Annotated in this window: 31 protein-coding genes; 27 read left to right on the forward strand and 4 right to left on the reverse strand. The window is 43.2% G+C overall.

Features of this window, described 5'->3' with window-relative positions:
• Positions 1 to 3 precede the first annotated feature (3 nt).
• The 5 genes from C161_RS08010 (at position 4) to C161_RS08030 (ending at position 4,908) form a co-directional block, all read left to right on the forward strand.
• Positions 4 to 876 carry a carbohydrate ABC transporter permease gene (locus tag C161_RS08010; protein WP_017689839.1) on the forward strand — a complete coding sequence of 291 codons (873 nt, stop codon included), beginning with the start codon at positions 4 to 6 and terminating at the stop codon, positions 874 to 876.
• A gap of 192 nt (positions 877 to 1,068) precedes the next feature.
• Positions 1,069 to 1,725 (forward strand): hypothetical protein, encoded by a 657-nt coding sequence (locus C161_RS08015; RefSeq protein ID WP_036669397.1) that lies wholly within the window; start codon positions 1,069 to 1,071, stop codon positions 1,723 to 1,725.
• Between the two features lie 42 nt (positions 1,726 to 1,767).
• Entirely contained in the window at positions 1,768 to 2,235 is a 468-nt protein-coding gene (locus C161_RS08020; RefSeq protein WP_036669398.1) for a GNAT family N-acetyltransferase, read from the forward strand.
• A 119-nt stretch (positions 2,236 to 2,354) separates the two neighbouring features.
• Positions 2,355 to 3,977: a xylulokinase gene (locus tag C161_RS08025; RefSeq protein ID WP_036669399.1), complete on the forward strand. Its 1,623-nt coding sequence runs from the start codon at positions 2,355 to 2,357 to the stop codon at positions 3,975 to 3,977.
• A 289-nt stretch (positions 3,978 to 4,266) separates the two neighbouring features.
• Positions 4,267 to 4,908: a FusB/FusC family EF-G-binding protein gene (locus C161_RS08030; RefSeq protein WP_036669401.1), complete on the forward strand. Its 642-nt coding sequence runs from the start codon at positions 4,267 to 4,269 to the stop codon at positions 4,906 to 4,908.
• Positions 4,909 to 5,037: 129 nt separating this feature from the next.
• On the opposite strand, the gene C161_RS08035 is transcribed toward C161_RS08030, so the two are convergent.
• The gene (locus tag C161_RS08035) at positions 5,038 to 5,625 is read right to left on the reverse strand and encodes an NAD(P)H oxidoreductase (RefSeq protein WP_036669403.1); all 588 of its coding nucleotides are present in this window, start codon (positions 5,623 to 5,625) and stop codon (positions 5,038 to 5,040) included.
• 246 nt (positions 5,626 to 5,871) lie between these two features.
• Here C161_RS08035 and C161_RS08040 point away from each other — a divergent pair, with 246 nt between their 5' ends.
• The 15 genes from C161_RS08040 to C161_RS08110 all read left to right on the forward strand — a co-directional run bounded on the left by C161_RS08040 (position 5,872) and on the right by C161_RS08110 (position 14,303).
• Positions 5,872 to 6,258, forward strand: coding sequence for a winged helix-turn-helix transcriptional regulator (locus C161_RS08040; protein WP_036669406.1), 387 nt, complete (start codon positions 5,872 to 5,874; stop codon positions 6,256 to 6,258).
• Positions 6,259 to 6,276: 18 nt separating this feature from the next.
• Complete coding sequence (locus C161_RS08045) at positions 6,277 to 6,762, forward strand: NUDIX hydrolase (RefSeq protein WP_051449645.1); 486 nt, start codon at positions 6,277 to 6,279, stop codon at positions 6,760 to 6,762.
• A 12-nt stretch (positions 6,763 to 6,774) separates the two neighbouring features.
• Positions 6,775 to 7,221, forward strand: a complete 447-nt coding sequence (locus tag C161_RS08050) for a hypothetical protein (protein ID WP_235193761.1) — start codon at positions 6,775 to 6,777, stop codon at positions 7,219 to 7,221.
• 235 nt (positions 7,222 to 7,456) lie between these two features.
• A complete protein-coding gene (locus C161_RS08055; RefSeq protein WP_036669410.1) occupies positions 7,457 to 8,320 on the forward strand; it encodes a DUF4085 family protein in 864 nt (287 codons plus the stop codon).
• A gap of 41 nt (positions 8,321 to 8,361) precedes the next feature.
• Complete coding sequence (locus C161_RS08060; protein WP_036669556.1) at positions 8,362 to 8,802, forward strand: hypothetical protein; 441 nt, start codon at positions 8,362 to 8,364, stop codon at positions 8,800 to 8,802.
• 14 nt (positions 8,803 to 8,816) lie between these two features.
• Positions 8,817 to 9,104 (forward strand): hypothetical protein, encoded by a 288-nt coding sequence (locus C161_RS08065; RefSeq protein ID WP_036669412.1) that lies wholly within the window; start codon positions 8,817 to 8,819, stop codon positions 9,102 to 9,104.
• Between the two features lie 22 nt (positions 9,105 to 9,126).
• On the forward strand, positions 9,127 to 9,342 hold the full coding sequence (locus C161_RS08070; RefSeq protein ID WP_036610495.1) for a hypothetical protein: 216 nt from the start codon (positions 9,127 to 9,129) through the stop codon (positions 9,340 to 9,342).
• Positions 9,343 to 9,383: 41 nt separating this feature from the next.
• A complete protein-coding gene (locus C161_RS08075) occupies positions 9,384 to 9,929 on the forward strand; it encodes an HAD-IIIA family hydrolase (protein WP_036669414.1) in 546 nt (181 codons plus the stop codon).
• A gap of 20 nt (positions 9,930 to 9,949) precedes the next feature.
• Positions 9,950 to 10,423 carry an NUDIX domain-containing protein gene (locus C161_RS08080; protein ID WP_036669417.1) on the forward strand — a complete coding sequence of 158 codons (474 nt, stop codon included), beginning with the start codon at positions 9,950 to 9,952 and terminating at the stop codon, positions 10,421 to 10,423.
• 88 nt (positions 10,424 to 10,511) lie between these two features.
• A complete protein-coding gene (locus C161_RS08085; protein WP_036669419.1) occupies positions 10,512 to 11,375 on the forward strand; it encodes an aminoglycoside phosphotransferase family protein in 864 nt (287 codons plus the stop codon).
• Between the two features lie 70 nt (positions 11,376 to 11,445).
• Positions 11,446 to 12,000, forward strand: a complete 555-nt coding sequence (locus C161_RS08090) for a MepB family protein (RefSeq protein WP_036669420.1) — start codon at positions 11,446 to 11,448, stop codon at positions 11,998 to 12,000.
• Positions 12,001 to 12,025: 25 nt separating this feature from the next.
• The gene (locus tag C161_RS08095) at positions 12,026 to 12,409 is read left to right on the forward strand and encodes a hypothetical protein (RefSeq protein WP_036669422.1); all 384 of its coding nucleotides are present in this window, start codon (positions 12,026 to 12,028) and stop codon (positions 12,407 to 12,409) included.
• Between the two features lie 149 nt (positions 12,410 to 12,558).
• Complete coding sequence (locus tag C161_RS08100; RefSeq protein WP_036669423.1) at positions 12,559 to 13,413, forward strand: MBL fold metallo-hydrolase; 855 nt, start codon at positions 12,559 to 12,561, stop codon at positions 13,411 to 13,413.
• Positions 13,414 to 13,682: 269 nt separating this feature from the next.
• Positions 13,683 to 13,943 (forward strand): hypothetical protein, encoded by a 261-nt coding sequence (locus C161_RS32295; protein ID WP_156946092.1) that lies wholly within the window; start codon positions 13,683 to 13,685, stop codon positions 13,941 to 13,943.
• A 63-nt stretch (positions 13,944 to 14,006) separates the two neighbouring features.
• Complete coding sequence (locus C161_RS08110; RefSeq protein ID WP_036669427.1) at positions 14,007 to 14,303, forward strand: SHOCT domain-containing protein; 297 nt, start codon at positions 14,007 to 14,009, stop codon at positions 14,301 to 14,303.
• A 142-nt stretch (positions 14,304 to 14,445) separates the two neighbouring features.
• On the opposite strand, the gene C161_RS08115 is transcribed toward C161_RS08110, so the two are convergent.
• Positions 14,446 to 15,429: a cation diffusion facilitator family transporter gene (locus C161_RS08115; protein WP_036669428.1), complete on the reverse strand. Its 984-nt coding sequence runs from the start codon at positions 15,427 to 15,429 to the stop codon at positions 14,446 to 14,448.
• Positions 15,430 to 15,719: 290 nt separating this feature from the next.
• On the opposite strand from C161_RS08115, the gene C161_RS08120 reads away from it, so the two are divergent.
• The 6 genes from C161_RS08120 (at position 15,720) to C161_RS08145 (ending at position 21,023) form a co-directional block, all read left to right on the forward strand.
• Positions 15,720 to 16,397, forward strand: coding sequence for a response regulator transcription factor (locus tag C161_RS08120; protein ID WP_036669557.1), 678 nt, complete (start codon positions 15,720 to 15,722; stop codon positions 16,395 to 16,397).
• The gene (locus tag C161_RS08125) at positions 16,394 to 17,770 is read left to right on the forward strand and encodes a sensor histidine kinase (RefSeq protein ID WP_036669430.1); all 1,377 of its coding nucleotides are present in this window, start codon (positions 16,394 to 16,396) and stop codon (positions 17,768 to 17,770) included. Before C161_RS08120 ends, C161_RS08125 begins: the two co-directional genes overlap by 4 nt.
• A gap of 67 nt (positions 17,771 to 17,837) precedes the next feature.
• Positions 17,838 to 18,968, forward strand: a complete 1,131-nt coding sequence (locus C161_RS08130) for an ABC transporter permease (protein ID WP_036669432.1) — start codon at positions 17,838 to 17,840, stop codon at positions 18,966 to 18,968.
• Positions 18,965 to 19,642, forward strand: coding sequence for an ABC transporter ATP-binding protein (locus C161_RS08135; RefSeq protein ID WP_036669433.1), 678 nt, complete (start codon positions 18,965 to 18,967; stop codon positions 19,640 to 19,642). Before C161_RS08130 ends, C161_RS08135 begins: the two co-directional genes overlap by 4 nt.
• Before the next feature lie 164 nt (positions 19,643 to 19,806).
• Complete coding sequence (locus tag C161_RS08140; RefSeq protein ID WP_051449647.1) at positions 19,807 to 20,343, forward strand: NUDIX hydrolase; 537 nt, start codon at positions 19,807 to 19,809, stop codon at positions 20,341 to 20,343.
• Between the two features lie 86 nt (positions 20,344 to 20,429).
• The gene (locus C161_RS08145) at positions 20,430 to 21,023 is read left to right on the forward strand and encodes a DUF4304 domain-containing protein (protein ID WP_036669435.1); all 594 of its coding nucleotides are present in this window, start codon (positions 20,430 to 20,432) and stop codon (positions 21,021 to 21,023) included.
• Positions 21,024 to 21,159: 136 nt separating this feature from the next.
• On the opposite strand, the gene C161_RS08150 is transcribed toward C161_RS08145, so the two are convergent.
• Positions 21,160 to 21,981, reverse strand: a complete 822-nt coding sequence (locus C161_RS08150) for a DUF2785 domain-containing protein (protein WP_036669438.1) — start codon at positions 21,979 to 21,981, stop codon at positions 21,160 to 21,162.
• 77 nt (positions 21,982 to 22,058) lie between these two features.
• On the opposite strand from C161_RS08150, the gene C161_RS08155 reads away from it, so the two are divergent.
• Complete coding sequence (locus tag C161_RS08155) at positions 22,059 to 22,352, forward strand: RNA polymerase alpha subunit C-terminal domain-containing protein (RefSeq protein WP_036610457.1); 294 nt, start codon at positions 22,059 to 22,061, stop codon at positions 22,350 to 22,352.
• A 19-nt stretch (positions 22,353 to 22,371) separates the two neighbouring features.
• Here C161_RS08155 and C161_RS08160 read toward each other — a convergent pair whose 3' ends face one another.
• Positions 22,372 to 23,316, reverse strand: coding sequence for a hypothetical protein (locus tag C161_RS08160; RefSeq protein ID WP_036669440.1), 945 nt, complete (start codon positions 23,314 to 23,316; stop codon positions 22,372 to 22,374).
• Positions 23,317 to 23,318: the final 2 nt, after the last annotated feature.

The following is a 23,318-nucleotide window of genomic DNA, read 5'->3' on the forward strand; positions in this document are numbered from 1 at the left end:
CGAATGTACCATAAAACGATGCCTTACCGCATATTCAGCATATTCAACAATGTGTTACTGACCATCCTTTCACTGCTCTGCTTGCTGCCTTTGTATCACTTGCTCATGGTATCACTTAGCGCATCTGCACCTGCAAATGCTGGTCTCGTAACGTTCTGGCCGATTGGATTTACACTGGAGGCGTATGCCAAGACATTTGCCAATACCAACTTCCTCTCCTCCTTATGGGTATCTGTGGAGCGGACGGTACTTGGTACTGGACTTGCGTTAATCGTTAATACGATTGCAGCCTATGCGCTTTCCAAAGAGACGCGGGTGTTCCGCGCACGTAACATCTATCTGTGGTATTTTGTCATCACGATGCTGTTCAGCGGTGGCCTCATTCCGGGGTACATCCTGATTCTGAAGCTGGGACTGATGAACACGTTGCTGGCCTTGATCCTGCCAGGATTGGTTGCAGTGTTTAACATCATCTTGCTGCTGAATTTCTTCCGTACCGTTCCGAAGGATCTGGAAGAAGCGGCATTTATCGATGGCGCAGGGCACTTTAAGACGTTTATCAAAATCTATCTGCCTGTCTCGGTACCCGTTATTGCAACGGTTTCGCTCTTCATGATGGTTGGGCATTGGAACGCATACTTTGACGGAATCATCTACATCCGTGATGCGGAAAAACTGCCACTCGCGACATTCATGCAGACGATCATCGTGCAGGCCGATATGTCGAAGCTTGATCCAGAAGCGGTGAAGAACCTGTCCCAACGGACGATTCGGGCTTCGCAGATCTTTATCAGCGCACTGCCGATCCTGCTTGTGTACCCGTTCCTGCAACGTTATTTTGTAACGGGGATTGTGGTTGGAGCTGTTAAGGAGTAGTTGAATGTAGGGAATGAATAGGATTGCAAAATGGAGTCACTGAACTGGGGAAGGCCAGGGAGGTGGCTTCTTTTTGTGTATGGATAAAGAACGTTGCATATATGTAGTGTATTACCTTTATTTGAATAAAATGGTACGATGATAGCTGATTGAAACTTATCTTTATTATTCATATCAGAGGGTGTGTACGAAGTGAAAAAAATGATAATTGTTACTCTTGCTTTGTCGTTAGTAAGCGCTTCTCTTGCTTTTGCAGCGACAAGCGCACCACAGAAGATAAGTATATTTTTGAATGGAAAAGAACTAAAGACCAGGGCAGGGACAGAAGTCAAAATAATTGAAAATCATGCTTATATCCCGGCCAGTGTTCTTCGTGATGCAAGATTTGCGGTAGAGTATAAGAATTCCAAGCTTAATCTAGTGAATAGTTATTCTCATTACACCAAAAATTTAATAGAGATGCATCTTTCCAATCATGAATTCACAAGCAAATTCATCAAGATCGAGCAAGAAGTGGTTGATGTTCTTAGTAAAGTAATATTAGAAGAGCAAGTTGACATCTCCAGATTACAACAGTTAATAAAGGAAGCCGAATTTAAGGGCTGGATCCGTCCAGAGGTGTTTACTCCAGTACAAGATTATAATTCCTTTGATTTTTCTGATGCGGGTTATAGTGTGGAATCATATAAAAAAGCGAGTACTGAGTTAATAGCCTATGTTCATACCGGGGACAAGGAAAGATTAAAGTCTTTCCACGAAGAGAGAAAAAAGGCGCTTGAGTATTACGATTCTTACACATATATGTATGATCGTATTTTTAAATTGAGCTATATTAGTGCAACAAAATAGGAAGAAAATAGTAATGATGATGAGTGCGGGAGGGAATTCAAAATGGAATTTAGAAGAATAACTTGGGATAATTTTATCGAATGTATTGAACTTAAAGTCACTCCAGATCAACAAAGATTCATATCCTCGAACCAACATGCACTTGCTGAAGCGTACGTGGCCTCAGATGAGGGGCAGATTATTATTACTTTTGCAGTCTATAAGGAAGACAATATGATAGGTTTTATTTCGATGTACTATGATGACGGGGATGGCAATTTTGATTATAGCAGTTATGGCATCTTCAAGATGATGATTGACCAGCGATACCAAGGTAAGGGATATGGTAAAGAAATGGTAGTAAAAGCAATTGAGTATGCGAGGACATTTCCACGAGGAAAAGCCAAAGTTGTAGAACTCACCTACAAACCTGAAAATGTCGTTGCGAAGAAAATTTATGATTCTCTTGGTTTTATTCAAACAGGTGAAATGTTGGCATGTGGTGAAGTGCAGGCGGTATTAACTTTGTAATTGTCCGTTACAGCTTCAATCCTGCTCTTTCTTTATGAAATTTACACCTTGATTTGGGCTATTCAAATCACCTATTCCCGAATCGAGCTATTTCAAATTCAGAGAGGATGAATACGAAGATGGATCAAAACTTGATACAAGCAATAGTCAGGGGAGAAACTTCGCTAGGCATTGAATTTGGATCCACACGAATCAAAGCTGTACTTATTGATCACCATTTTAATACCATCTGTTCCAGCAGTTATGAGTGGGAAAATCAATTGATTGGCGGTTACTGGACTTACCCTATGGATGAAATGATTCATGGGTTGCAACAAACCTATCATCAATTAAAGCAAGAGATTGAAACAAATTATGGTGTAACGATACAAAAAATTGGCTCAATCGGATGTTCTGCTATGATGCAGGGTTACATTGCACTTGATCAAACAGGGGAGTTATTGGTTCCGTTTCGTACATGGCGCAATGCCACAACGGGTAAGGCTGCATCAGAGCTAACCGAGAAATTCCAGTTTAAAATTCCAGAGCGCTGGAGCATCGCACATTTGTATCAAGCGATTTTGAACGGAGAAGAGCATGTCGCTAACATCAATTATATTACGACACTATCGGGTTACATACATCGGCTGTTGACTGGCAGTAAAGCTATTGGTATAGGGGATGCCTCAGGTATGTTCCCAATTGATGAATCCACACTGGGATATCATGAAGATATGTTGAAGAAGTTTGACGATATAATTGCCGACAAAGGCTACCCGTGGAATCTTAAAGATATTTTACCTAAAGTGTACACTGCCGGTGAACATGCCGGATATCTTAGTGAAGCTGGTGCACGATTGTTAGATCCATCAGGTAACTTGGAATCCAATATACCACTGTGCCCTCCGGAAGGGGATGCTGGAACAGGGATGGTCGCTACGAATAGTGTCCAAAAACGTACGGGTAACATCTCCGTAGGTACATCGATTTTTGCCATGATTGTATTAGATAAAAACCTATCTACGGTATACCCTGAGATTGACATCGTGACTACACCTGATGGCAATCCTGTGGCTATGGTTCTTGCGAATAACTGCTCCAGCGATATTAATGCCTGGGTCGACTTGTTCCGTGAGTTTTATGAGGCTATGGGACAGAAGCCCGATATGAACCAGTTATTCAGTGTGCTGTTCAATGAAGCACTAAAAGCTGACGCTGATGGCGGTGGCTTACTGAGCTATGGCTACTATTCAGGCGAGAACATTACAGGAATTGCAAAAGGTCGTCCGTTGTTCGTACGTTCTCCAGAGAGCCGCTTCAATCTGGCAAACTTTATGAGAGTCCATCTATTTGCTGCGTTTGCTGCACTAAGACTCGGGCTGGATATTCTCACACAGAAGGAGCACGTAACGATTGAGCATATTTGGGCGCATGGCGGATTGTTCAAAACCCCACTAGTCGCTCAAAAAATGTGCGCATCCGCACTGAATATTCCCGTTTCGGTCATGTCTACCGCTGGTGAAGGTGGCGCATGGGGAATGGCTATTTTGGCTTCCTACATGGTTAATAAGCAGCAGCACGAGGGTTTGGCGGAGTACCTTACTACCAAGGTGTTTATTGATGCAGAAGGACAAGAGGTTTCACCGAATAGCGCGGACGTGAATGGATTTGCTTTGTTCATGGAGCGTTACACGGAAGGACTGGCCATTGAGCAGTCAGCAGTAGATCATTTCGTGGAGAATGGAAGAAAGCCTGAGAGGTAATCATATTTCTTGAACAGAGGAAATTGGAACGAAGCCCGTTGCCTACACTATGATGCCCTGTTATAATTTCGATATATCTATCGTATTGGGGGTTATGACGTGGCAATATGGATAATGCCGGATTGCTCGTTCGCTAGAAAGCCTTACGCAAAGCCTGAATAGGGGCGGACTTTGTGTAGGGCGCGACAAAATTGAGTTTGTTGCCCTAGAATCAACATTAACATAACGTTTCATCCCGCAGGCTTTGCACCTTATTTGTTCTTCCAATAAAAATAAGGGGCTGAACGCCATGCAAACACCATTTATTCAGAATCATCAATTTAATTATATTCAAAAACAAGCTGATTTCCTGCTCAAAACGCTACGCTCGGTTGTAGATCCCAAAGTATTGGAAACCGTCCGTTATACGGTCGGCACAAATGCGGTGAGCATCTTCGATGAACTCACTTCGGAGCAGAAGCAACTGCTGGAGCAGTTATCCACGTATGAGACGACACATGAATTGCAGACGTATCTGAACCAGCTCGAATCATATCTGATTCCATATCCGCAAGTATCAGCAAAGCAGATTCAGAAGCTGTTTCCAAAGGCCAAGAAGCTCAAAGTGCCCGATCTCGAATCCATCGATTACGCACACACAACCTATCTGAGATGGACTGACATTGCGACGAGCCGTTTGTTCATCGTGTACCCGTACGAAGGCAGATTCCTCGGTATTGAGGGACGGATTACACCCACGAACAAAAAAGGGTACTGCATGTTCTGTCATCGTCATCAGGAGCTCGGATTCTTCAACGTGAAGACCAAGGCTTATTCGCCAGACAACTTTTCTTCCATTGCCCAGTACGTATGCATGGATAACACAGCTTGCAACCATAGTATTACCGATATCACTATGTTGGAGAAGTTTCTTCTCTCGACAGTAAAATAATGCAAGACACACAGGCAGGGTCGCTCTTCGGAGCGACCTTTTTGCCGTGTTCAAGCGTAATGATTCGCAATTGAACGTACCACTAAACTTCAGAATTCATATTAGGGTCATACCTTTTTTCTCATACGATCATGGAGTCGGAATATCGTTGACATAGTTCAGTCCCAAGTGATGTGCATGGTTCAGCAGTGCCTCATAATGCTCAGGCTTGGATTCCAACGTTTCATATAAAAACTCAACCCTCGATTGGGACACGCCGCAATAATCGGCAATCCCCACATTGAGCAGGTTGGCGATCGATTGACCATAGTTGCGCTTATGCATCTGTTCTTCCGTCACACCGGAAAGAGCAATCCATAATATCTGCTGATGAGAGAGTTTGTTCGCGCCATAGGCAAATCCGTTGTTCATGACACGATCCACATAACCTTTCAACATGGCTGGCAGATGCCACCACCAGAGAGGAAACACAAAAGCCACAGCATCGTGTTTCTTCAACCGCTCCATCTCCGTTTCAACCTCAGGCGAGAATACCTGATTTTCTTGGGTATAGTCTGGTTCATCCATCTCTCGGAGAGTTGGGTCGAAGCCAATCCCATGTAAATCCAATATCTCATAACCGTGACCAGCATCGGTAAGACCCTGTGCAAAACGTTGAGCTACCTGAAAGGTCAAGGAGTCTTTTCTTGGGTGGGATACTACAACGAGTACGTTCATCTTATCTTTCACTACCTTTCTGGAATGCAGTCTTGTAGCCATAAATCAGTGGCTGATGCTATTATAAACAGGTATGAAAACATCTGGAAGTACGCACTTTGATGTTCTATAGGAAGAATGAAGTGCTATAGGAACATTAAAGTACCCTAAATGGATGCCACGAAATAGGCTCAAATAATAGAAAAAAGAGCAGCAAAAATTTTATATTTTACTTGGGATACAGTCTAATTATGGAGGGGTTCAAAAATGACAGAACATGGAGAAACGAGTGCTCCAAAAAAATATAAAGTAGGCGTGGAAGCGGCCTTGGAAGTAATGGGTGGGAAGTGGAAACCTTTGATTATTTATCATTTGATGACAGGACGGAAACGCACGTCGGAGCTTCGGCGGTTAATACCGGACATTACGCAGAAGATGCTGACAACGCAGCTCAGAGGACTTGAAAAGGATGAGATCATACAGCGCAAGGTATATTCGGAGGTGCCTCCCAAAGTGGAATATGAGTTGACGGACTACGGATGGGGACTCAAGCCCGCGCTGGACCATTTATGTTATTGGGGAGAAGAGCATCTGGACAAAATCCACGGGGATAAGTTTAAAGTATTGGAGGATTTCGATTCTCAGGAAAGTTGAAGAGAGGGGCACGAGAAGGTGGATGGTGCAGAGCATGTGAAACAGGCAGTTCCCATTCGTTGTGAAGGCGTGGCTGTAGTTCTGTTGAAGAAAAGCCTCGATCAATACCATGTACTGATGCTGAAACGGGCTGGTCGTATGTTGCATAACGAGTGGTGTTATGTTGGCGGCGGGATAGAAAAGGGCGAGAAGGCATGGGAAGCTGCACTTAGAGAAGTTCACGAGGAGACAGGTATTACGGAAGTCCGGTTGTATTCTGCCAATCAATTCGAACAATATTATTCACCCATGGGGGAGTATATCTATACCGCTCCCGTATTCGTAGGATATGTGGATGAAAGCCAGGTTGTCCGGTTAAATCATGAACATACCGAGTACCAATGGATCACGTTTGACGAAGCCAAAGAAAATGCGGCATTGCCCGGAATTGATGATATTTTGGATTTTGTTGAAAAGCATTTTGTCAGAAATGCCCCTTCCGAGTGGCTTCGGATTAATGGTTAGAATAATTAGGAGGTGGAACTCATCACATACAAGACGATTTATCCAAGAGCATGGTTGAGCCTATTATGTATGTTGGTCATTGAAGCTATGTTTTTCAGAAATATTATTTATGATGAAAATGGTATTATGAAGTACTTCCTGATCGTTATATTGACCTTTATTCTCGGTTATATCGTTTTTCTGCTCTGGCGTTTGTTTTTCACTAAACCCAGTATTACGCTGGAAAGCGATCATGTGATTTCTATGAGAAATCAGAGATATGATGCATCTCAGATTGAGTGTATTTATATGAATTACAGACGGATTGGCATCAAACTCTATGGTAAACGGTTAGTGCCGATGGATCTATGTTTTTATTTTCAACGAGGTCAGGAGTCCGCAGGAGTAGAATCAGTGTATGAATGGGCGGCGCGAAATGACAAAGAGATTAAACATAAATTGTTTCAAACCATGGGATAGAACAGTACATTTGTGAATATAAGGAATCGTTAGGGCTGAAGATTTTGGAGGAGTAGCGATGCAAACAATAGAGCAGTTTCTAACGAGCGGTGAGCACTTATGTGATGATCCAGATGGGGAATTCCCGGAAACAGAGGAGTCTGATGCAGGAGTTCGTATCGTCACTAATTAAAGCGTTCTACGCTTCAATAGCAAAGTAGATTTAGATTCCTAAAAATTAGCAGGAGAGATGCATATGAGATATCGAACGAAAGAATGGTATGAGCTGTGTCAGCGGACAGGGCTTAATTTTGGGATGAGGGTACATAGAGGAACTTACGAATTGGACGAAGCACTTTTCCTGCGACGTTATAAAAGAAAAGAAAAAGAGTATGTAGAGTTTCAGCGTGAAATGTACAATATAGATCCTCGTTTTTTGCTGAAGCAAAATGGCCATGTTTTTGTACCTGCCGAAAAGTTTCTTAGTGGGAATGAGATATCGGAAGACGATAAAAGAGTATACCAGATGCCTGCTGAAGAAAGAGAGCGGATCGAGAAATTAATCGCGGATTATGATGTGAGGCCTCCTTTTGACGAGCTACAGCATAGAATTGCATTTAAAGAGATGCAGGAATGGGATTACAAACACCAGAAAGAACGATTACCAAAGGAAATATATGAGCAAATTGCGGATATCCGTGTATTTACGTTGGGTTATTGCACGAGAGAAGTTATGCTCCAGCTGAAGAAACAGAGTGCAGAAAATAGGAGAGAGATGGAGCGTGTATCGAATGAATACAGGGAAGCCATTCTAGCGCAGGATATTCCCGATGAAATCCGTAGTCGGGTTCAATTTCATGATTGTACAGTGATGGAACTACTGACAGGGGATGAAGTGGTCATTCGTTTTGACACCCGTGGGGGCTTCACCAATATAAATAAACTCACGCTCGTTGCGCCGGAAATCCTTAAGCAAGATGGTGAGATTGTAGGCAGTTACTGGCTGTATCAAGAGCTGTATCGGATCGATAACGGATATGAGCTTCATGTTCTATTTGATGGAGAGAATATGCCTGAGTTGATTGTTCGCTGTGCTGATATTCTCGTAGAGGAAGAATGAGAGAGACCAAGAGAGACCAAGAGGATGATTACGGAGGAAATATAGTGAAAATTAGCACGATAGAAACCAAGTTAGCTTCAAGATACGACGAGTTCGATCCTGAACAGGATGGGAATAAAAATACAAGATTTGCTGACATCATTATTGATGGTACATCGCTCTATCAAAGTTTGAAAAAACATGAATTGATACCTTGTCTGGGATGGGGGAGCGATGAATATCAAAGGCTTCTTATTGATTATTTTTTACTTAAGAAATCACATGAATCCATGTATTATAGATATCCCATTTTAGTGTGTCCTTGGTGTGGGGATGAAGAGTGTGGATTTATTTCTGTAAAGATTGATAGGGAAGATGATGTTGTGATCTGGAGAGATTTCATATTGAACGACAAGAACCTACAGGTAGGCCCGTTTTATTTTGGTTGGGAAAATTACAAACAGGCCATCGAAAATACTTTTGGTACGGCAGGAATTCAGTAAGGAAAAAAAGGGGGATGGAGAAAATAGAGATGGAATGGACCACCAGTACGTTTGGTTATTTATCTACTCCCGTATTTGTCGTGGGTATTGCATGTTACTTCTTTCCTGATTTTCTATACAAAATATTTGTCTTGATGAGATATCGAAAAATTAAACCGAATTACGAGTTTGAAGATAACCCACCTAATAGTGATATCCCTAAACATATCGAAATAATATTAAAAGTACTAGGCACCATAATGGTTATATTAGGGATGATATGGTTTTGGTTTTCAGAAGAGTTTTATAACATATTATTTTGACAGCAAGGAGTTGAACACCATTTTGGAGTTTTATGGAGCTTTAGTAGTATCACTTATATGTTTAATTGTCGTTCTTATCTTTGCAGCAATTGTACGTTATGCGATAGATTCATCCAAAACATCGAAAAAGCTGGATGTATTAATCAAAGAAGTACACTATCTGAAAACTGAAATTAAAAAATTGCAACACCATAAGCAGCAAGATGGTAGCAAGCATATTATTGACGAAAAAGTATAGATGAACATCTTGAAATTTTTCTGAGAAGGGAACGGACCTTGATGAACCCACAGGTGAACGTACAAGCTGTTTTTATAGACAGAGATGGAACAATTGGTGGTACAGGTCATTTTATTCATCCGAGAGATTTCAGATTATACCCCAATGCTCAAGAAGCAATTATGCATTTAAAGCGAGAAGGAATTATGGTACTGGCTTTTACGAATCAATATCGAATCTCACGTGGAGAAGCAAGTGTTGAGGATTTTGAAGAGCAATTTCGTGAGTATGGATTCGATCACTCCTATATATGTCCGCATGAGCAAGAATGCAGTTGCAGAAAGCCTAAACCCGGAATGTTATTACAGGCATCAGAGGAACACGGTCTGGATTTATCCAAATGCATAGTAATTGGAGATGTAGGAGATACAGACATGCTTGCTGCCCATGCCGTAGGAGCGACCAAGATCATGGTGCGAACAGGCTGGGGGGAATCTTCATTAACCAAATTCAGAGACAAATGGATGGAGACCGAACCTGATTATATCGCAGAAGATATTTGGGATGCCGTACAATGGATCATTCATGGAAGAGAATTCAGTAATTAAAAGACAGGAGGTAACTGTGTATGGGCATGTCAGACTATTACAAGAACCTGAGGGAAAAGATCGGCAACGAGCTTGTTTTTATGCCGGGTGTAGCTGGGATTATCCGAAATGAACAAGGGGAGATTCTGTTCGGTCGTAAACATAACGATTCAACCTGGGGGCTGATTGCTGGAGCAATTGAGCTTGGTGAAATACCGGCGCAAGCGATGGTAAGAGAGGCACTGGAAGAGACAGGTCTAGTTGTTGAACCCGAGAAGATTATCGGGGTATACGGGGGTGAAGCAAGACGGTTTACATACAGTAATGGTCATCAGGTTGAATATTTGACTATCGTATTTGAATGCAGGATCAAATACGGGCAACTCACGCCCGATAATGAAGAGATGAAGGATTTGCAGTTTTTCCCCGAGGATCAGCTTCCACCCATGGCAAACCAGTATCCAGATTATATGTTTAGCTCCAACCAAGAGGAACGGGCGCATTTTGAAAGATAATCCAACCGACTGTGCGATTAAAATCTAAACTCACTCACCTTATCTTCGACAAATGAATTCAGATCCTAGTTATTATGAGGAGAACCATATGTTAATTAATCCAACGATTAATGAGATCAATGACTTATTCAAGATGCATCATATCAACGAAGAAATATCTAAAATTCAAAGTTTGTCAGGTACCACAGCTGGACGTGTTTATCGGTTGAGTACAAGTCTGAATAAGCACTATATTTTGAAATCGGATGAACCCGAACAGATTCACATCGCCCAGCAGTTTTTGGATACGTATAAGAATTCTTCGTTATTGCCTGAAGTTTTGTTGACTGATCCGGATAACACTTATTTTATCTATACGTATATGGAAGGCACGACCCATTTCAATCGGGGACAGAAAAGAGACTGGTTAACTCGTCTGGTGAACGAGCTGTTCAATACATATGTGCGTTCTACAGATACGAAATCATGGGGCAGAATAGAGTTCCCACTGAGGACATGGAAAGAATTCAATCAGATTAGTATACAAGAAGCAAAGATGAATATCGGAAGTATTTTAACAACAGATGATTATAATTTGGTTCAATCCAAAGTGGATCGTCTTTTTCGTGAAGAAGAAGAGAAGTTTCTTTTACATGGCGATACGGGGGTTCATAACTTTGTATTTGCTCAAAATGAACTCATTGGCGTTATTGACCCATCTCCAATGGTTGGACCTATCCTCTATGATTTCTTGTATGCTTTTAGCTCTTCGCCGGATGATATCAACACCGAAACATTATTTGCTACGTTCGAACTTTTAGAGCAAGTAGATATGGATAAATCCAGATTGATAGAGGAAGCTCTGGTCCATCTATATTGCCGAATTGGGCTGAGTAACAAGCATCATCCGGATGATCTGCCTGAATACTTGAAGGCATGGCAGGAATGGAAGCGATTATGTCAGGAACTTTGAACTAACAAAGTTTTCACACTATCGTGAATGCTCCAGTTCAGACTAAACAAGATAGGAGAGGTATCACAAGTTGGATAACAAAAATAGTTTGCATAGTCCGAATGGATGGACCTCCGATATGCTTCATGGCGACTTACTTGCCAGTAAAGAACTTATCTATGACAAGTGTGGTTTTGTATGCTCACAACCACATGAAGAAGCACAAAATGCTGAATATGGGGCATATGTGTTTACCTTAAATTCTCTCTCCATTCGATTCCGCGTCGCCAAAACGACGCCAACCAAGATCGGACAATTTGTTACCCTATGGCAGCGGAGTGAGGATGGAACGACACAGCCATATGATGTATCAGATCCAGCAGATATGTATGTCATTAGTACGCGCACAGGCAGCCACTTTGGTCAATTTGTGTTTCCAAAGCATGTATTGTTACAGCGAGATATCGTATCGGATCAAGGCAAAGGTGGCAAACGGGCCATACGTGTATATCCGCCTTGGGATAAGCAAACAAGTAAGCAGGCTGTAAAAACGCAGCAATGGCAGCTGGAATACTTCTTGAAAGTATCTTTTACCGAACCGTTGAACTGTGATCAAGCTCGGGTACTTTATGATAAACCATTATAATCACCTATGATTTAGGAGTGTGGTCATGATCGTATTAACGTCAGCAATAGCATTTACCTTCCTGATCCTAATCGTGATTCTCTTTCAAGTTGCTTTAGCGGTAGGTGTTCCGTGGGGCGAGTATGCTATGGGTGGGAAGTTTCCCGGGAAATACCCCATCTCCATGCGTTTTGCCTGCATAGTTCAGATTGCGATTTTGGCATTCATGGGTATCATTGTTCTGAGTAAAGCAGGATTGCTTTGGACTCAGTGGTCTGTTTTTGCAGAGACAGCGATCTGGTTTATCGTCGCGTATTTAGTACTTGGGACGATTTTGAATCTGATTACGAGAAGTGTATGGGAACGAAGAATCTGGGCGCCCGTAACGTTGTTGATGCTGATAAGTAGTATAATAGTGGCTATGTCATAACATAGGTTGAAATATCAATTACAGATTGAAAGAGGTGATTCCATTGGTAAATCCATAAACGGAGAAAAATCCATGTATTAGCTTGAATAAGCATGCGGTTTTTCTCTGCCTATGATATGAAAATACTCATATAGAGGAGATAAATTGACATGTTAAACCAATTAAGCGATTCCATTTATTATATGTCCAACGATAATGATAGAGAAAGACCGGTACTAGGCTTGGTGTGTGGGGAAAAACATAGTCTGGTGATCGATGGTGGAAATTCGGTTCAACATGCCAGAGACTTTATCGAGGAAATTCGATGCTTAGATGTGCCGCCCATTAAGTATGTGGTTATTACGCATGCGCATTGGGATCATTTTTTGGGAATGAATGAATTCGGTGCGACGATCATCGTTAATCGGTTGACAGAACAGCGGTTGAACGAATGGAGATCTTATTCCTTCGATGATCAGTCACTTCGTGAGTATGTAGATGCCGATATAATCGGCGCGCATTGCATGGAAATTATACAGACGGAAATTCCGATGAGAGAATCATTCCTACTAGATAAGCCGGGTATTGTCTTTAAAGATTCCCTCCGGATTGATCTGGGGAACAAGCTCTGTATGCTGGAGAGGATTCAGAGTACGCACACGGATGATTCAACAATTGTTTATATTCCTGATGAGAAGACTATTTTTCTCGGAGATAGTCCTTATGGAACAACAACGAATAAAATGTTTCATTTTAAGCAATCCTTGCTAAACTCCATGATACAAGATATCCAGATGTATGATGCAGAGCATTTCTTGTTGGGTCATGAATCCATTTGTGATCGGGAAGAGATGGATGTGTTCTGGAGAGAGCTTACTGTGAGTAGCAGAGCGGTGACATCCACATCGTTAGATGAGGCGATAGCATCTTTTGAAAAGGAACAACTGCGGACCCCTAATGGGAATGAACTCTTCTTCTTGAAAGCATTTGTTAATGATCAACTGTTACAGGCACAGAAGAAATAGATGGGCAGTTCGAAAGTAACTAAATACTGTGACTTTCAGATTGGTTTGCGGTTATAAGGTCAAAGTTTCTTAAAGAGAATTTGAGTTTGAATCGAAGAGCCCTGGCATATGTGCTAGGGTTCTATTATCCGAAAGGAGAGGTAGTATTGCGAAGCTTCAGATTCACACCGTTTTTAAGTTTTATAGGTTTTGGTTTAGTTGTTTTGACTTTGAGTGTGAATGTAAGTTTCAAATTAGGAATTGAGAAAGGTTTAGATGAAGGTTCCCTTATGCTGTTGTCAGTTGCTAATGCAGTGTTACTGGTATATCCATTGGCATGGGGAATATTTGCTATACTTGAGTTCTACATGTTCTGGAAAGAAAAACAAAATATGAAGTCCAAGCTGGAACACGGAAAAATGAACAAAGAAGACTACTTGGATCAGATCAAGAAAGTTAAGACCAGTTTGGGAATCAACATCAGTTATATTGTCATCCTGTTGTTTCAGCTTGGATACGTTATTATAAACTGGGACGAGGTTAATGTTTAGTCTTCTGACCGACCTTTCCTGAAGTTTGAATAGAACATACATAACATTTAGGAGGAATATTCATTGAAAGCATTATCAATCGTTAGCCTTATTGGGTTCTTACTCAATTTTTTATTAATCGTAGTTTTTATAGATGGTTCGCAAGAAAGTGCGGAGGTAGCGGCAGGTTTGGGGATTTTGGGTGTCCTGTATGGTCTGCTTTTCTCAATTCTAACCTTGATCATATCAAGCAAGAGAAAAAAGACCCCTGTGAATGTTCATGAACAACTGCTTCAGTTGGGTGAATTAAAAGAGAAAAATATCATATCAGAATATGAATTCGATCAGAAGAAAGAGAAGTTACTCGCCAGGTACAAGTAGTTCAGAGCCTGCTGAGATAAAGTAAAGGCTATTCCATTTTCTATTCATGCAAAAAGCTGAACTTCTGCAAACAAAAAGACAGGGCATTCCCTTTAACGGGAAACTGCCCTGTTTTTGTTTACAGCTATAATGTTATACCATCTCAATGGTGATGATGCGCATGGGCATCTGGTGCGTCGCCTTTGACAGTACATAGTACCGAGGTGTCATGCAGATGTTTTTCGGACTCCACTTGGAGCGTCACATGTTTGATTTCTTTATGTTCCAGCATATGTTCAATCTTCTGAACCAGGATCTCGGATGCATAAACATCCATCGTTCCATCCACCACGATATGAGCGGTCAGCGCGTTCAAGTTACTGGTAATGGACCAGACATGCACATCATGTACACCTTTGACACCATCGACTTGTTTGATGGTTTGCACCAGTTCATTCACATCCACATTGGCTGGAGTGCCTTCCATCAAGATATGCAGGGATGATTTGGTGACATAGAACCCACTACGCAATACCAGTGCCGCGACAATTACACTCGCAAGTGGATCGGCCCAACCCCAGCCAAGGAACATCATGAGCAGGGCTGCCGCGATGGCCCCAACCGATCCCAGCATGTCACTGATGACATGGAGATAAGCCCCGCGCATATTCAGGTTATTCTCTGTATCGCTACCACGCATCATGATCCAGGCCACCAGAATATTGATGAGCAATCCAATGACGCTGATGATTAACATGCCTACGGTTGCGACTTCTGGCGGGTTGATAAAACGCCCAATCGCTTCGTAGAAAATGTAGAGTGCAATGGCGATTAACGTAATTCCGTTTAACGTAGCGGCCAAAATTTCAAATCTTCTGTATCCGTACGTTTTGCCAGTATTCACCGCTTTTTCACCAAAGGTGAACGCCAGCAAAGCGATCCCGAGCGCAATGGAATCGGACAACATATGACCTGCATCCGAGATGAGCGCTAGACTGTTGGTGATGAATCCACCAATGGCTTCAACGATCATATAGATGGTAATAATAATGAAGGAAAACAACAGGACTTTCTTGTTATTGGTAGTATGAGCGTGGTTGTGTCCATGATCGTGCCCATGGTTCTGATCGTGATGATGTCCGGACATATAAATCCTCTCCTTTGGAGCCTTGCTCCGTTATGTAATATGGTTTCTAGTGTGGATATAATTGATCCTTAGCGATGGTTAACCACTAACAAATGAATATATGAGCGTTCGTTCATATGTTATGGATTTATTATAGTTCTGCCTCTTAGTAGTGTCAACCAGATTTAAGAAAATATAAACATGTCCAAGGTGTCTCCATGCATGTGCTGGCGAATAAGATTGCTTTTATGCTACCATCTGTGCAGGATCAAAGTGAGATGTACTCGTTACATAGAAGGGCGGACAACCTTATGAAACATCTGCTGCTGGCAGACGATGATGCCAATATTCGAGCACTCCTGCGGCATGTCATGACCAAGGAAGGATACCGGGTCCATGAAGCGCAGGATGGATTGGCAGCGGTCAAACTGATGCAAGAAACGCCGATCGATCTGGCGATCCTCGATGTGATGATGCCCGGCATGGACGGACTGGAGTTATGTGATTTCATTCGGCAGCATTACGACATTCCAATCATGTTGCTGACGGCTCGAGATCAGCTATCCGATAAGAGAGACGGTTATCTGAAAGGAACAGATGAATATGTGACCAAGCCGTTTGAACCGGAAGAACTGGTCTATCGGGTAAAGGCATTGTTTCGTCGGTACCATCGCACATCCAGCGATATTATCCGTATGAACCGGATCGTCATTGACCGAAACAATGTGGAGGTTACCGATGGGCAATCCATTCTCTTTTTGCCAATGAAAGAATTTGAATTACTCTCACAGCTTGCCCAGTTTCCGGGCCGTTTGTTCTCACGGGATGAGCTCATTCGGCTCGTCTGGGGAGCAGAATACGAAGGAGATGATCGTACCGTTGATGTGCACATCAAGCGGCTGCGTGATCGATTTGCCGATTATACGGAAGATTTTGTCATTCAGACTGTGCGGGGTATTGGTTACAAGATGGAGGTGAAAGCACCTTGAGGACCTTGTACGTCCGGGTATTCCTCATTACAATTGCCGTGATTATGGTCAGCGGCATGCTTGGTTTTCTTTTGTCCAACATCTACTATCATACAAAGCTCAAGGATTTTAATGATGAGAAGCTGGTGGGCATCGCGACGCATATGAAGCAATTTGTGGAGCAGCAACCCGGCACGATGGAGCAGTATTTGAACAATGCCGCCGCACTCGGGTACGAAATCTATGTGACGGATGGAAAAGGCAACGACCAATTCTACGGCCGTGAATTCCGTGAAAAAGATCTGGACAAGCAAGCTGTAGAACTGGTGCTAAGTGGTGAGGTATACCATGGCGTCGCCCAGTTTCCAAGCAAACCGTTCATTACCGGTTTTTTCGATAATCAATTAAGCAATACCGTGGGTGTTCATCTACAGCTGGACAATGCGAATTATGCTCTCTTTATGCGTCCGGATGTAATTCTGCAATTCGGTGAGCTGCGGATCTTTTTTGCGCTGATTGGAGCATTGACGATAGGTATTAGTATCCTGATCTTTCTGATCAGTACCCGCTATCTGGTCAATCCGATTGAACGTCTGTCCGAGGCAACCAAACGCATTGCGCAAGGAAAATATAATCTGAGATTACCTACCGCACGGCGTGACGAGATTGGACAGCTGGCCCAGCATTTCATGACCATGAGTCGTGAATTGGAAAGGGTAGATCAGGCGCGACAGCAGTTTGTATCCAACGTATCGCATGAGATTCAATCACCGCTGACCTCAATTCAGGGGTTTGCACAATTGGTGGCGGATCGGGATCTGCCTGAACAGGAACGAGAGCACTATGCATCGATCATTGAGGAGGAGAGCCGTCATCTCTCTTTGCTCAGCAAACAACTGCTTCTCCTGTCTTCTCTTGAACAAGGCAATGAAGATCTGTCCAAAGTAAAGTTCTCTTTGCGAGATCAATTCCGACAAGCGGTTCAGGTGCTGCAATGGCAACTTGAGGAAAAAGAACTGCTGCTTCGGATTTCGGTGCCCGAATCCATCCAGCTGGTCGGCAATGAAGTGCTGCTCATGCAGGTGTGGATGAATCTGCTGGGAAATGCAGTGAATCATCTGCCACAGGGAAGAAGCATTGAGATTCATGCCGAGCAGATGGATAACCAGTGTGTGATTCAGATTAGGGATACAGGAGACGGGATTGCTGCGGAGCATCTGCCTTTCCTGTTCGATCGATTCTATCGGGTTGATCGTGCGCGGGAACGTTCTTCTGGACGAACCGGGCTTGGACTTGCCATTGTGCAGAAAATTATCCGAATTCATGACGGTACAATTGAGGTTTCCAGTTCGCCTGAGGGCACAGTCTTCACCGTGACACTTCCGCAGATGTAATCTGTTATTCATTTGCCGTTCATTTTCGCCTCCTATACTTGGGTTATCAAGAGGGAGGTCACAGAACATGTACTTGGCTATTCGGGAAATGAGGTATGCCAAAGGGCGGTATGCCTTAATCGCTACAATCATGGTACTGGTTTCATTTCTGGTACTGTTTGTTACAGGTCTTGCACAGGGGCTGGCGTATGATAACGCAGCTTCGGTCAAAAATATGGCAGCAACCTACTTTGTGCTGGAGCAGGATTCGAATCATCGGTTCACCCGGTCACAAGTGGATCAGGATCAACTTAATCAAGCTCGCTCCGTGGTGGGGCAAGAGAACGCTGAGCCACTCGGTGTGAAAATGACAACCGTCAGTCCAACCGGCGACACAAAAAAGATCGATGTCACGCTGTTCATGGTTAATCCGGAGGGCTGGCTTGCTCCAACGGTGACTGAAGGGTCTCCGATTACGGATCAGACAAAAGGGCAGGTTGTGGTGGACCAAAAGTTGTCTGAATCTGGTGTCACAATTGGCACCGTCTTGGTCGATCAAGCTTCGGGAACGGAGTGGACCGTTGGTGGATTTGTACAAAATGAGTCCTTCAGTCACTCCCCAGTGGTGTTCCTGAATGAACAGGAATGGCTTACGCTTCAAGGAGGTTCACGAACTTCGCAAGGTTCAGCAGACACCAATGCCAATGCTCCGATATACAATGCTATTGCGATTAAGGATGGGGGCGATCAGGTAGACCGCCTGAGTGTTGCATTGTCTAATACGGAAATCATAACGAAGTCGGATGCCGTATCGGCCATTCCTGGATATAAGGAAGAGCAGGGATCGTTGCTCATGATGATCGCTTTTCTATATGTCATCTCGGCGTTTGTGCTTGCGGTATTCTTCTATGTCATCACGATTCAGAAAACGAGTCAGTTCGGTATATTAAAAGCCATCGGAACGCGGAATGCTTATCTGGCGGGTAGCGTTTCGTTACAAGTTCTGGTCTTGTCAGTTGGTAGTCTGGTCATTAGCGTACTATTGGTTCGACTGTTCGAGTCCATCTTGCCAGCATCAATGCCATTTCAATTAAGTTTTTCCACCCTTGCACTGACCTGCGTATTATTCATACTCATGTCTGTGGCGGGTTCATTGTTCTCGGTGTGGAAGGTTACCAAAATTGATGCACTTGATGCGATTGGGAGGACTGCAGCATGAGAAATCGATTGGTATTACAGGGAATTACACAGACCTTTGAAGATGGTGGCAGTAAACGGACGATTCTGGACAAGTTGGACCTTGAGGTTGCTGAAGGGGAACTTGTCGCTGTGATGGGGCCTTCCGGCTCGGGCAAAAGTACATTCCTGTCTATTGCAGGCGCACTTCTCGAACCGACGGAAGGACAGGTTCTGTTGGACGGAGCAAGTGTTATGGGTAAAAGCAAACAGGATATATCCGATGTACGGCTTCAGCAGCTTGGTTTTATATTTCAAAGTGCCAACCTCATTCCTTATCTGAAAGTAGAAGAACAACTCATGGTCGTTGCAAAGCTCGCCGGATCGGATAAAAACAAGGCGGAGAAACGAGTGGATGAGTTGTTGGATACGGTAGGGTTAACCCATCGGCGGAAGGCGTATGCGGAGAAGCTGTCTGGCGGGGAACGTCAGCGGGTCGCCATTGCACGGGCCTTGATGAATGATCCGGCTGTTCTGCTCGCGGATGAACCAACAGCCAGTCTGGATGCGGAACGTGGACTGGATATTGTCGGCATGATTGCACGGCTCGTAAAGGAGCAGAGCAAGAGTGCAGTGATGGTTACGCATGATGAGCGGATTTTGCCGCTCTGTAGCCGGGTTCTTTTTTTGGAAAATGGAAAGCTGGTGCAGCATTAGAAGGAGAATGGTCTGAGAGTCTGGAGAGAACACTGATTCAAGGCTTAAGGGCAGAGAGCGTAAGAAGAGGGTCACGTATTCCCCGGTGGGAAGGTGGCCTTCTTTCTGTGTTTTCGACTATAATTGGAAGAATAGTGGAATTAGATAGAGAGGATCGGGTGCGGATGAGTAGCTTGAGTGCGGAACTATTTCCGGCGCTGAGTACGTCAATTCATTGGGGAATTATTGAGGCGGAGTTCAGATTGAACGACATCGTGGATGAAAAGCTGGTGAGTAATATTAGCATCATTCCATTTGTCGGGGATCAATGTGTCGTCTTTCAACTGGATAATGGAGATTGGGAGCTGCCTGGAGGGACGCTTGAAGCAGGTGAGCAGTATATGGATGGACTGAAGCGCGAACTGATGGAGGAACTTGGGGCAGACATACGGTCCTATCAGATCTTTGGTCAATTCTATTGCACATCCAGTGCGTTGGAACCGTATCGACCGTATATCCCGCATCCCCATTTCGTACGAATCATCGGTTATGGAGATGTTGAACTTGTCGGTGATCCGCTGAATCCGGAAGATGGCGAGCAGGTGGTTGCAGTTGAAGTGGTAGAGATCGCCGAAGCGATCCGAAGATTTCAGGAACAGAACAGGCAGGACATTGCAGAAATGTACAAACTGGCTCATATGCTACGAGAAGAAGCTAAATAGTATTTTTATAAATTAGAACAAGCATGATTTTGAACAAAAAAAGGTAACAACGTATTAAATAAACTTTGCCTTGGGAGTGATATCTAATGCAGGAACTTTTTAAGAAGATCATCAATACAGAGGTCAAACCCGTATTTGCCAAACACGGCTATTCGAAGAAAAATCTGAATTTCTACAAAGCGGATGGAAACCTCGCATACAAGTTCAACATTCAAAGAGCAAAGTATAACACCAGTCGTCAAGTCCAGTTTTATGTTAATTGTGGTGTTCATTCCACCGAACTTGCGGAGTTGCATTCCGTTGGGTTGAATGGAGACATATTGGAGTTCGTATCTCATTTCACCTGCCGAATCAGAGAAATAGCCCCTGCCGCTCCGGCCCACTATACCTTAACGCCTGATATCGATCCAGACGCTTTATCGAAAGAACTGGTGTCACATTTGGAAGAGGGCATTTCATTCCTACACTCGCTGACAGGGGCCAGAGATATAGTCCATTATTATATGGACAAGACAGCGCTATATTTAAGCGAAGTAACCTTCCGCTTCCTGCTAAAAGCCGGCGATACGGAAGAAGCCAAGCATTATTTACAGCAACTACACGCCAAATACGGAGCCGAAAAGCGCTGGACGATATTAGAAAAGAAATATGCAGCCGTTTTTGCCGAGTACGGATTATAAGTTATATGGTAAGAAAACAAGCCGAATTCATAACCTAATTTCAATTTGTTTGGAGCTGAATTTAACAATAATTAAAATTGCGATTCCTTCCAATAATATGTCTGAGATAAGGGTGTTAATTTGGAAGGACTGATAATCATGAGTAATATACGGGTTCTACTTTATATAACGTGTGCTCAATAGTTGGACCGAGATCAGCATCCAATTGGTGAAATTTAATCCTGAAGTATAGACTCTTTAGAAAGTTTTTTATGTTATTCTTTTGCCTAAACGCGGGAAGAAATTCTGCATCTTTCTCTACATCACCAAAACGTTGAATCCATTGCTTTATGTAAGTCTCACTAAGTATCTTTCTATTTAAGACACTAATGATGGATTTCACCATTCTTTCATCTTCCCCATCGGAGTACACGCGATCTGTGACGGTTATCTTTTGATAAACTAGGTCGAGGATAGTTAAGAGATCGGTCTCATCTAGTTCGCTACATTGAGCTAAATCATCCAAAACATCTGCTGCGTGTGCTATGGCATGAGCCCAGCCTTTTACTTCGTCATGTCCACGGTAATCACGCTCTTTTTGTACATTGTAGAATACGTTCCCTTTTATCTGATGAATGTGTTCTTTTGAGAGAAATGGTGATTCTCTATGCCTGGATAAAAAGAGCGATATAACCAACATAGAGAAAGATCGAGTGAATACAGCGTCTGAATTTGTTTCTCCAAGTCTAAAATGCAAATGGTTTTCATCCAAGACTACGGGTAAGATTTGCTCTAGTTCGTACACAGTCAGAGCATGACCAGGAATCCAATACGATAAGGTTGTGTAAATTAATTCATCACGTAGCTGGGCATCCAAAGAACCGATGTTATGTATCATTTCTTGTACTAATGGAAATATATCTGAAGGTGCTTGGTAGTCATTCTCTTTTATTAATAACAACTTGTCTTTTAATTCCATTCTACACACTCCTATGAGTAAACTATCATTCAGGTTGCCTTGGTTATATTATACAATTTATAAGGAGTGATGCCCACATGGCAAACGATAAAGGAACACTCAGAACATGCGAACAAGGACATTTGTATTATAAAAAAAGTGATTGCCCAACCTGTCCGACGTGCGAAGCTGAACGTAAACCGACAGAGGGATTTCTAGCCTTATTGTCAGCTCCCGCCAGACGGGCCTTGGAGAATGAAGGCATCACAACACTACTGCAACTTGCGGAGTACACGGAGAAAGAGATCCTGAAACTTCACGGAATCGGGCCATCTGCCATGCCCAAACTGCGAAGCGCTTTGGAAGAAGAGGGATTGTCTTTTAAGAAATAACCCTCTTCACGCTGTTCCACTAATCCAAACCAGAAGCGGAAGTAATCTCCTCCATCGTTACCCGATACAAGAAGTTACCTTCACTGAGTAGCAGACGATGTTGGCGAAAATCCTGTCGTGCCTGCTTGAAGGGGTGATCATCTTCATTTAGCAAATCAATCTTCTGCCCCTTGCTCATTCTTCCGGGCTTCTCCATTTTCTTAAGGACAAACGTACCATGTTTACCGTACCCGGCATCGAACAAGAAATGATAACCATCCGTACTGAGGCCAGAGGAACCGGAGATGTTTGGATTCATAAATGTTACGTTAGGTTCACTGGTTCCCCCTGAGATACAACCGAGTTCAAAATCGGTATAGAAGTAGAACCAGATCTGCTTCTCATTCACCACATTGAGTGCGTAACAATCTGCAATGTCAGCTGCGCTGTTTTCGTACACTTTATTACCGTGCTCATCCCAGGCCAACAGACCGTTTGATCCAATTGGATCGGCCCATCCGTAGTTACCAAATACCCCTTCATCAAAGTAACTGGTCCAGATTGTTCCCTGCTCTGTGACCTGTACACTTTGGATACCGTCTCCCAACAGAAACTCGCGAATTGTATTTCCGTCTAAATCACACACTTTGGCGTTCAAATCAAATTGTTCATTTCCGTAATTCGCACACCGTGCTCCGACGAGCAGCAGATGATCATGTAATGGTTGTACGTAATGATAATTGAACGTCTGCCCCCAGATGACAACTTCCTCAATAGTTTGATCTGTCACAATAAGCACTTTGTACGTATAGCTTTGCTTCAATTTACTTTGGACGAACATACCTCGCTCTCTCTCGGGGATCTGATTCATCAACAACACATAGACAAGGCCATCACCGCCCCACTGGGTGGAAACGATATCGAAGTCCTCGACATAATTTGAAATGTCGGCAAAAGGCAAAAGTTTTACTTTAGGATTGGGCATAT

Source organism: Paenibacillus sp. FSL R5-192 (genome assembly GCF_000517845.1).
GTDB lineage: Bacteria > Bacillota > Bacilli > Paenibacillales > Paenibacillaceae > Paenibacillus > Paenibacillus amylolyticus.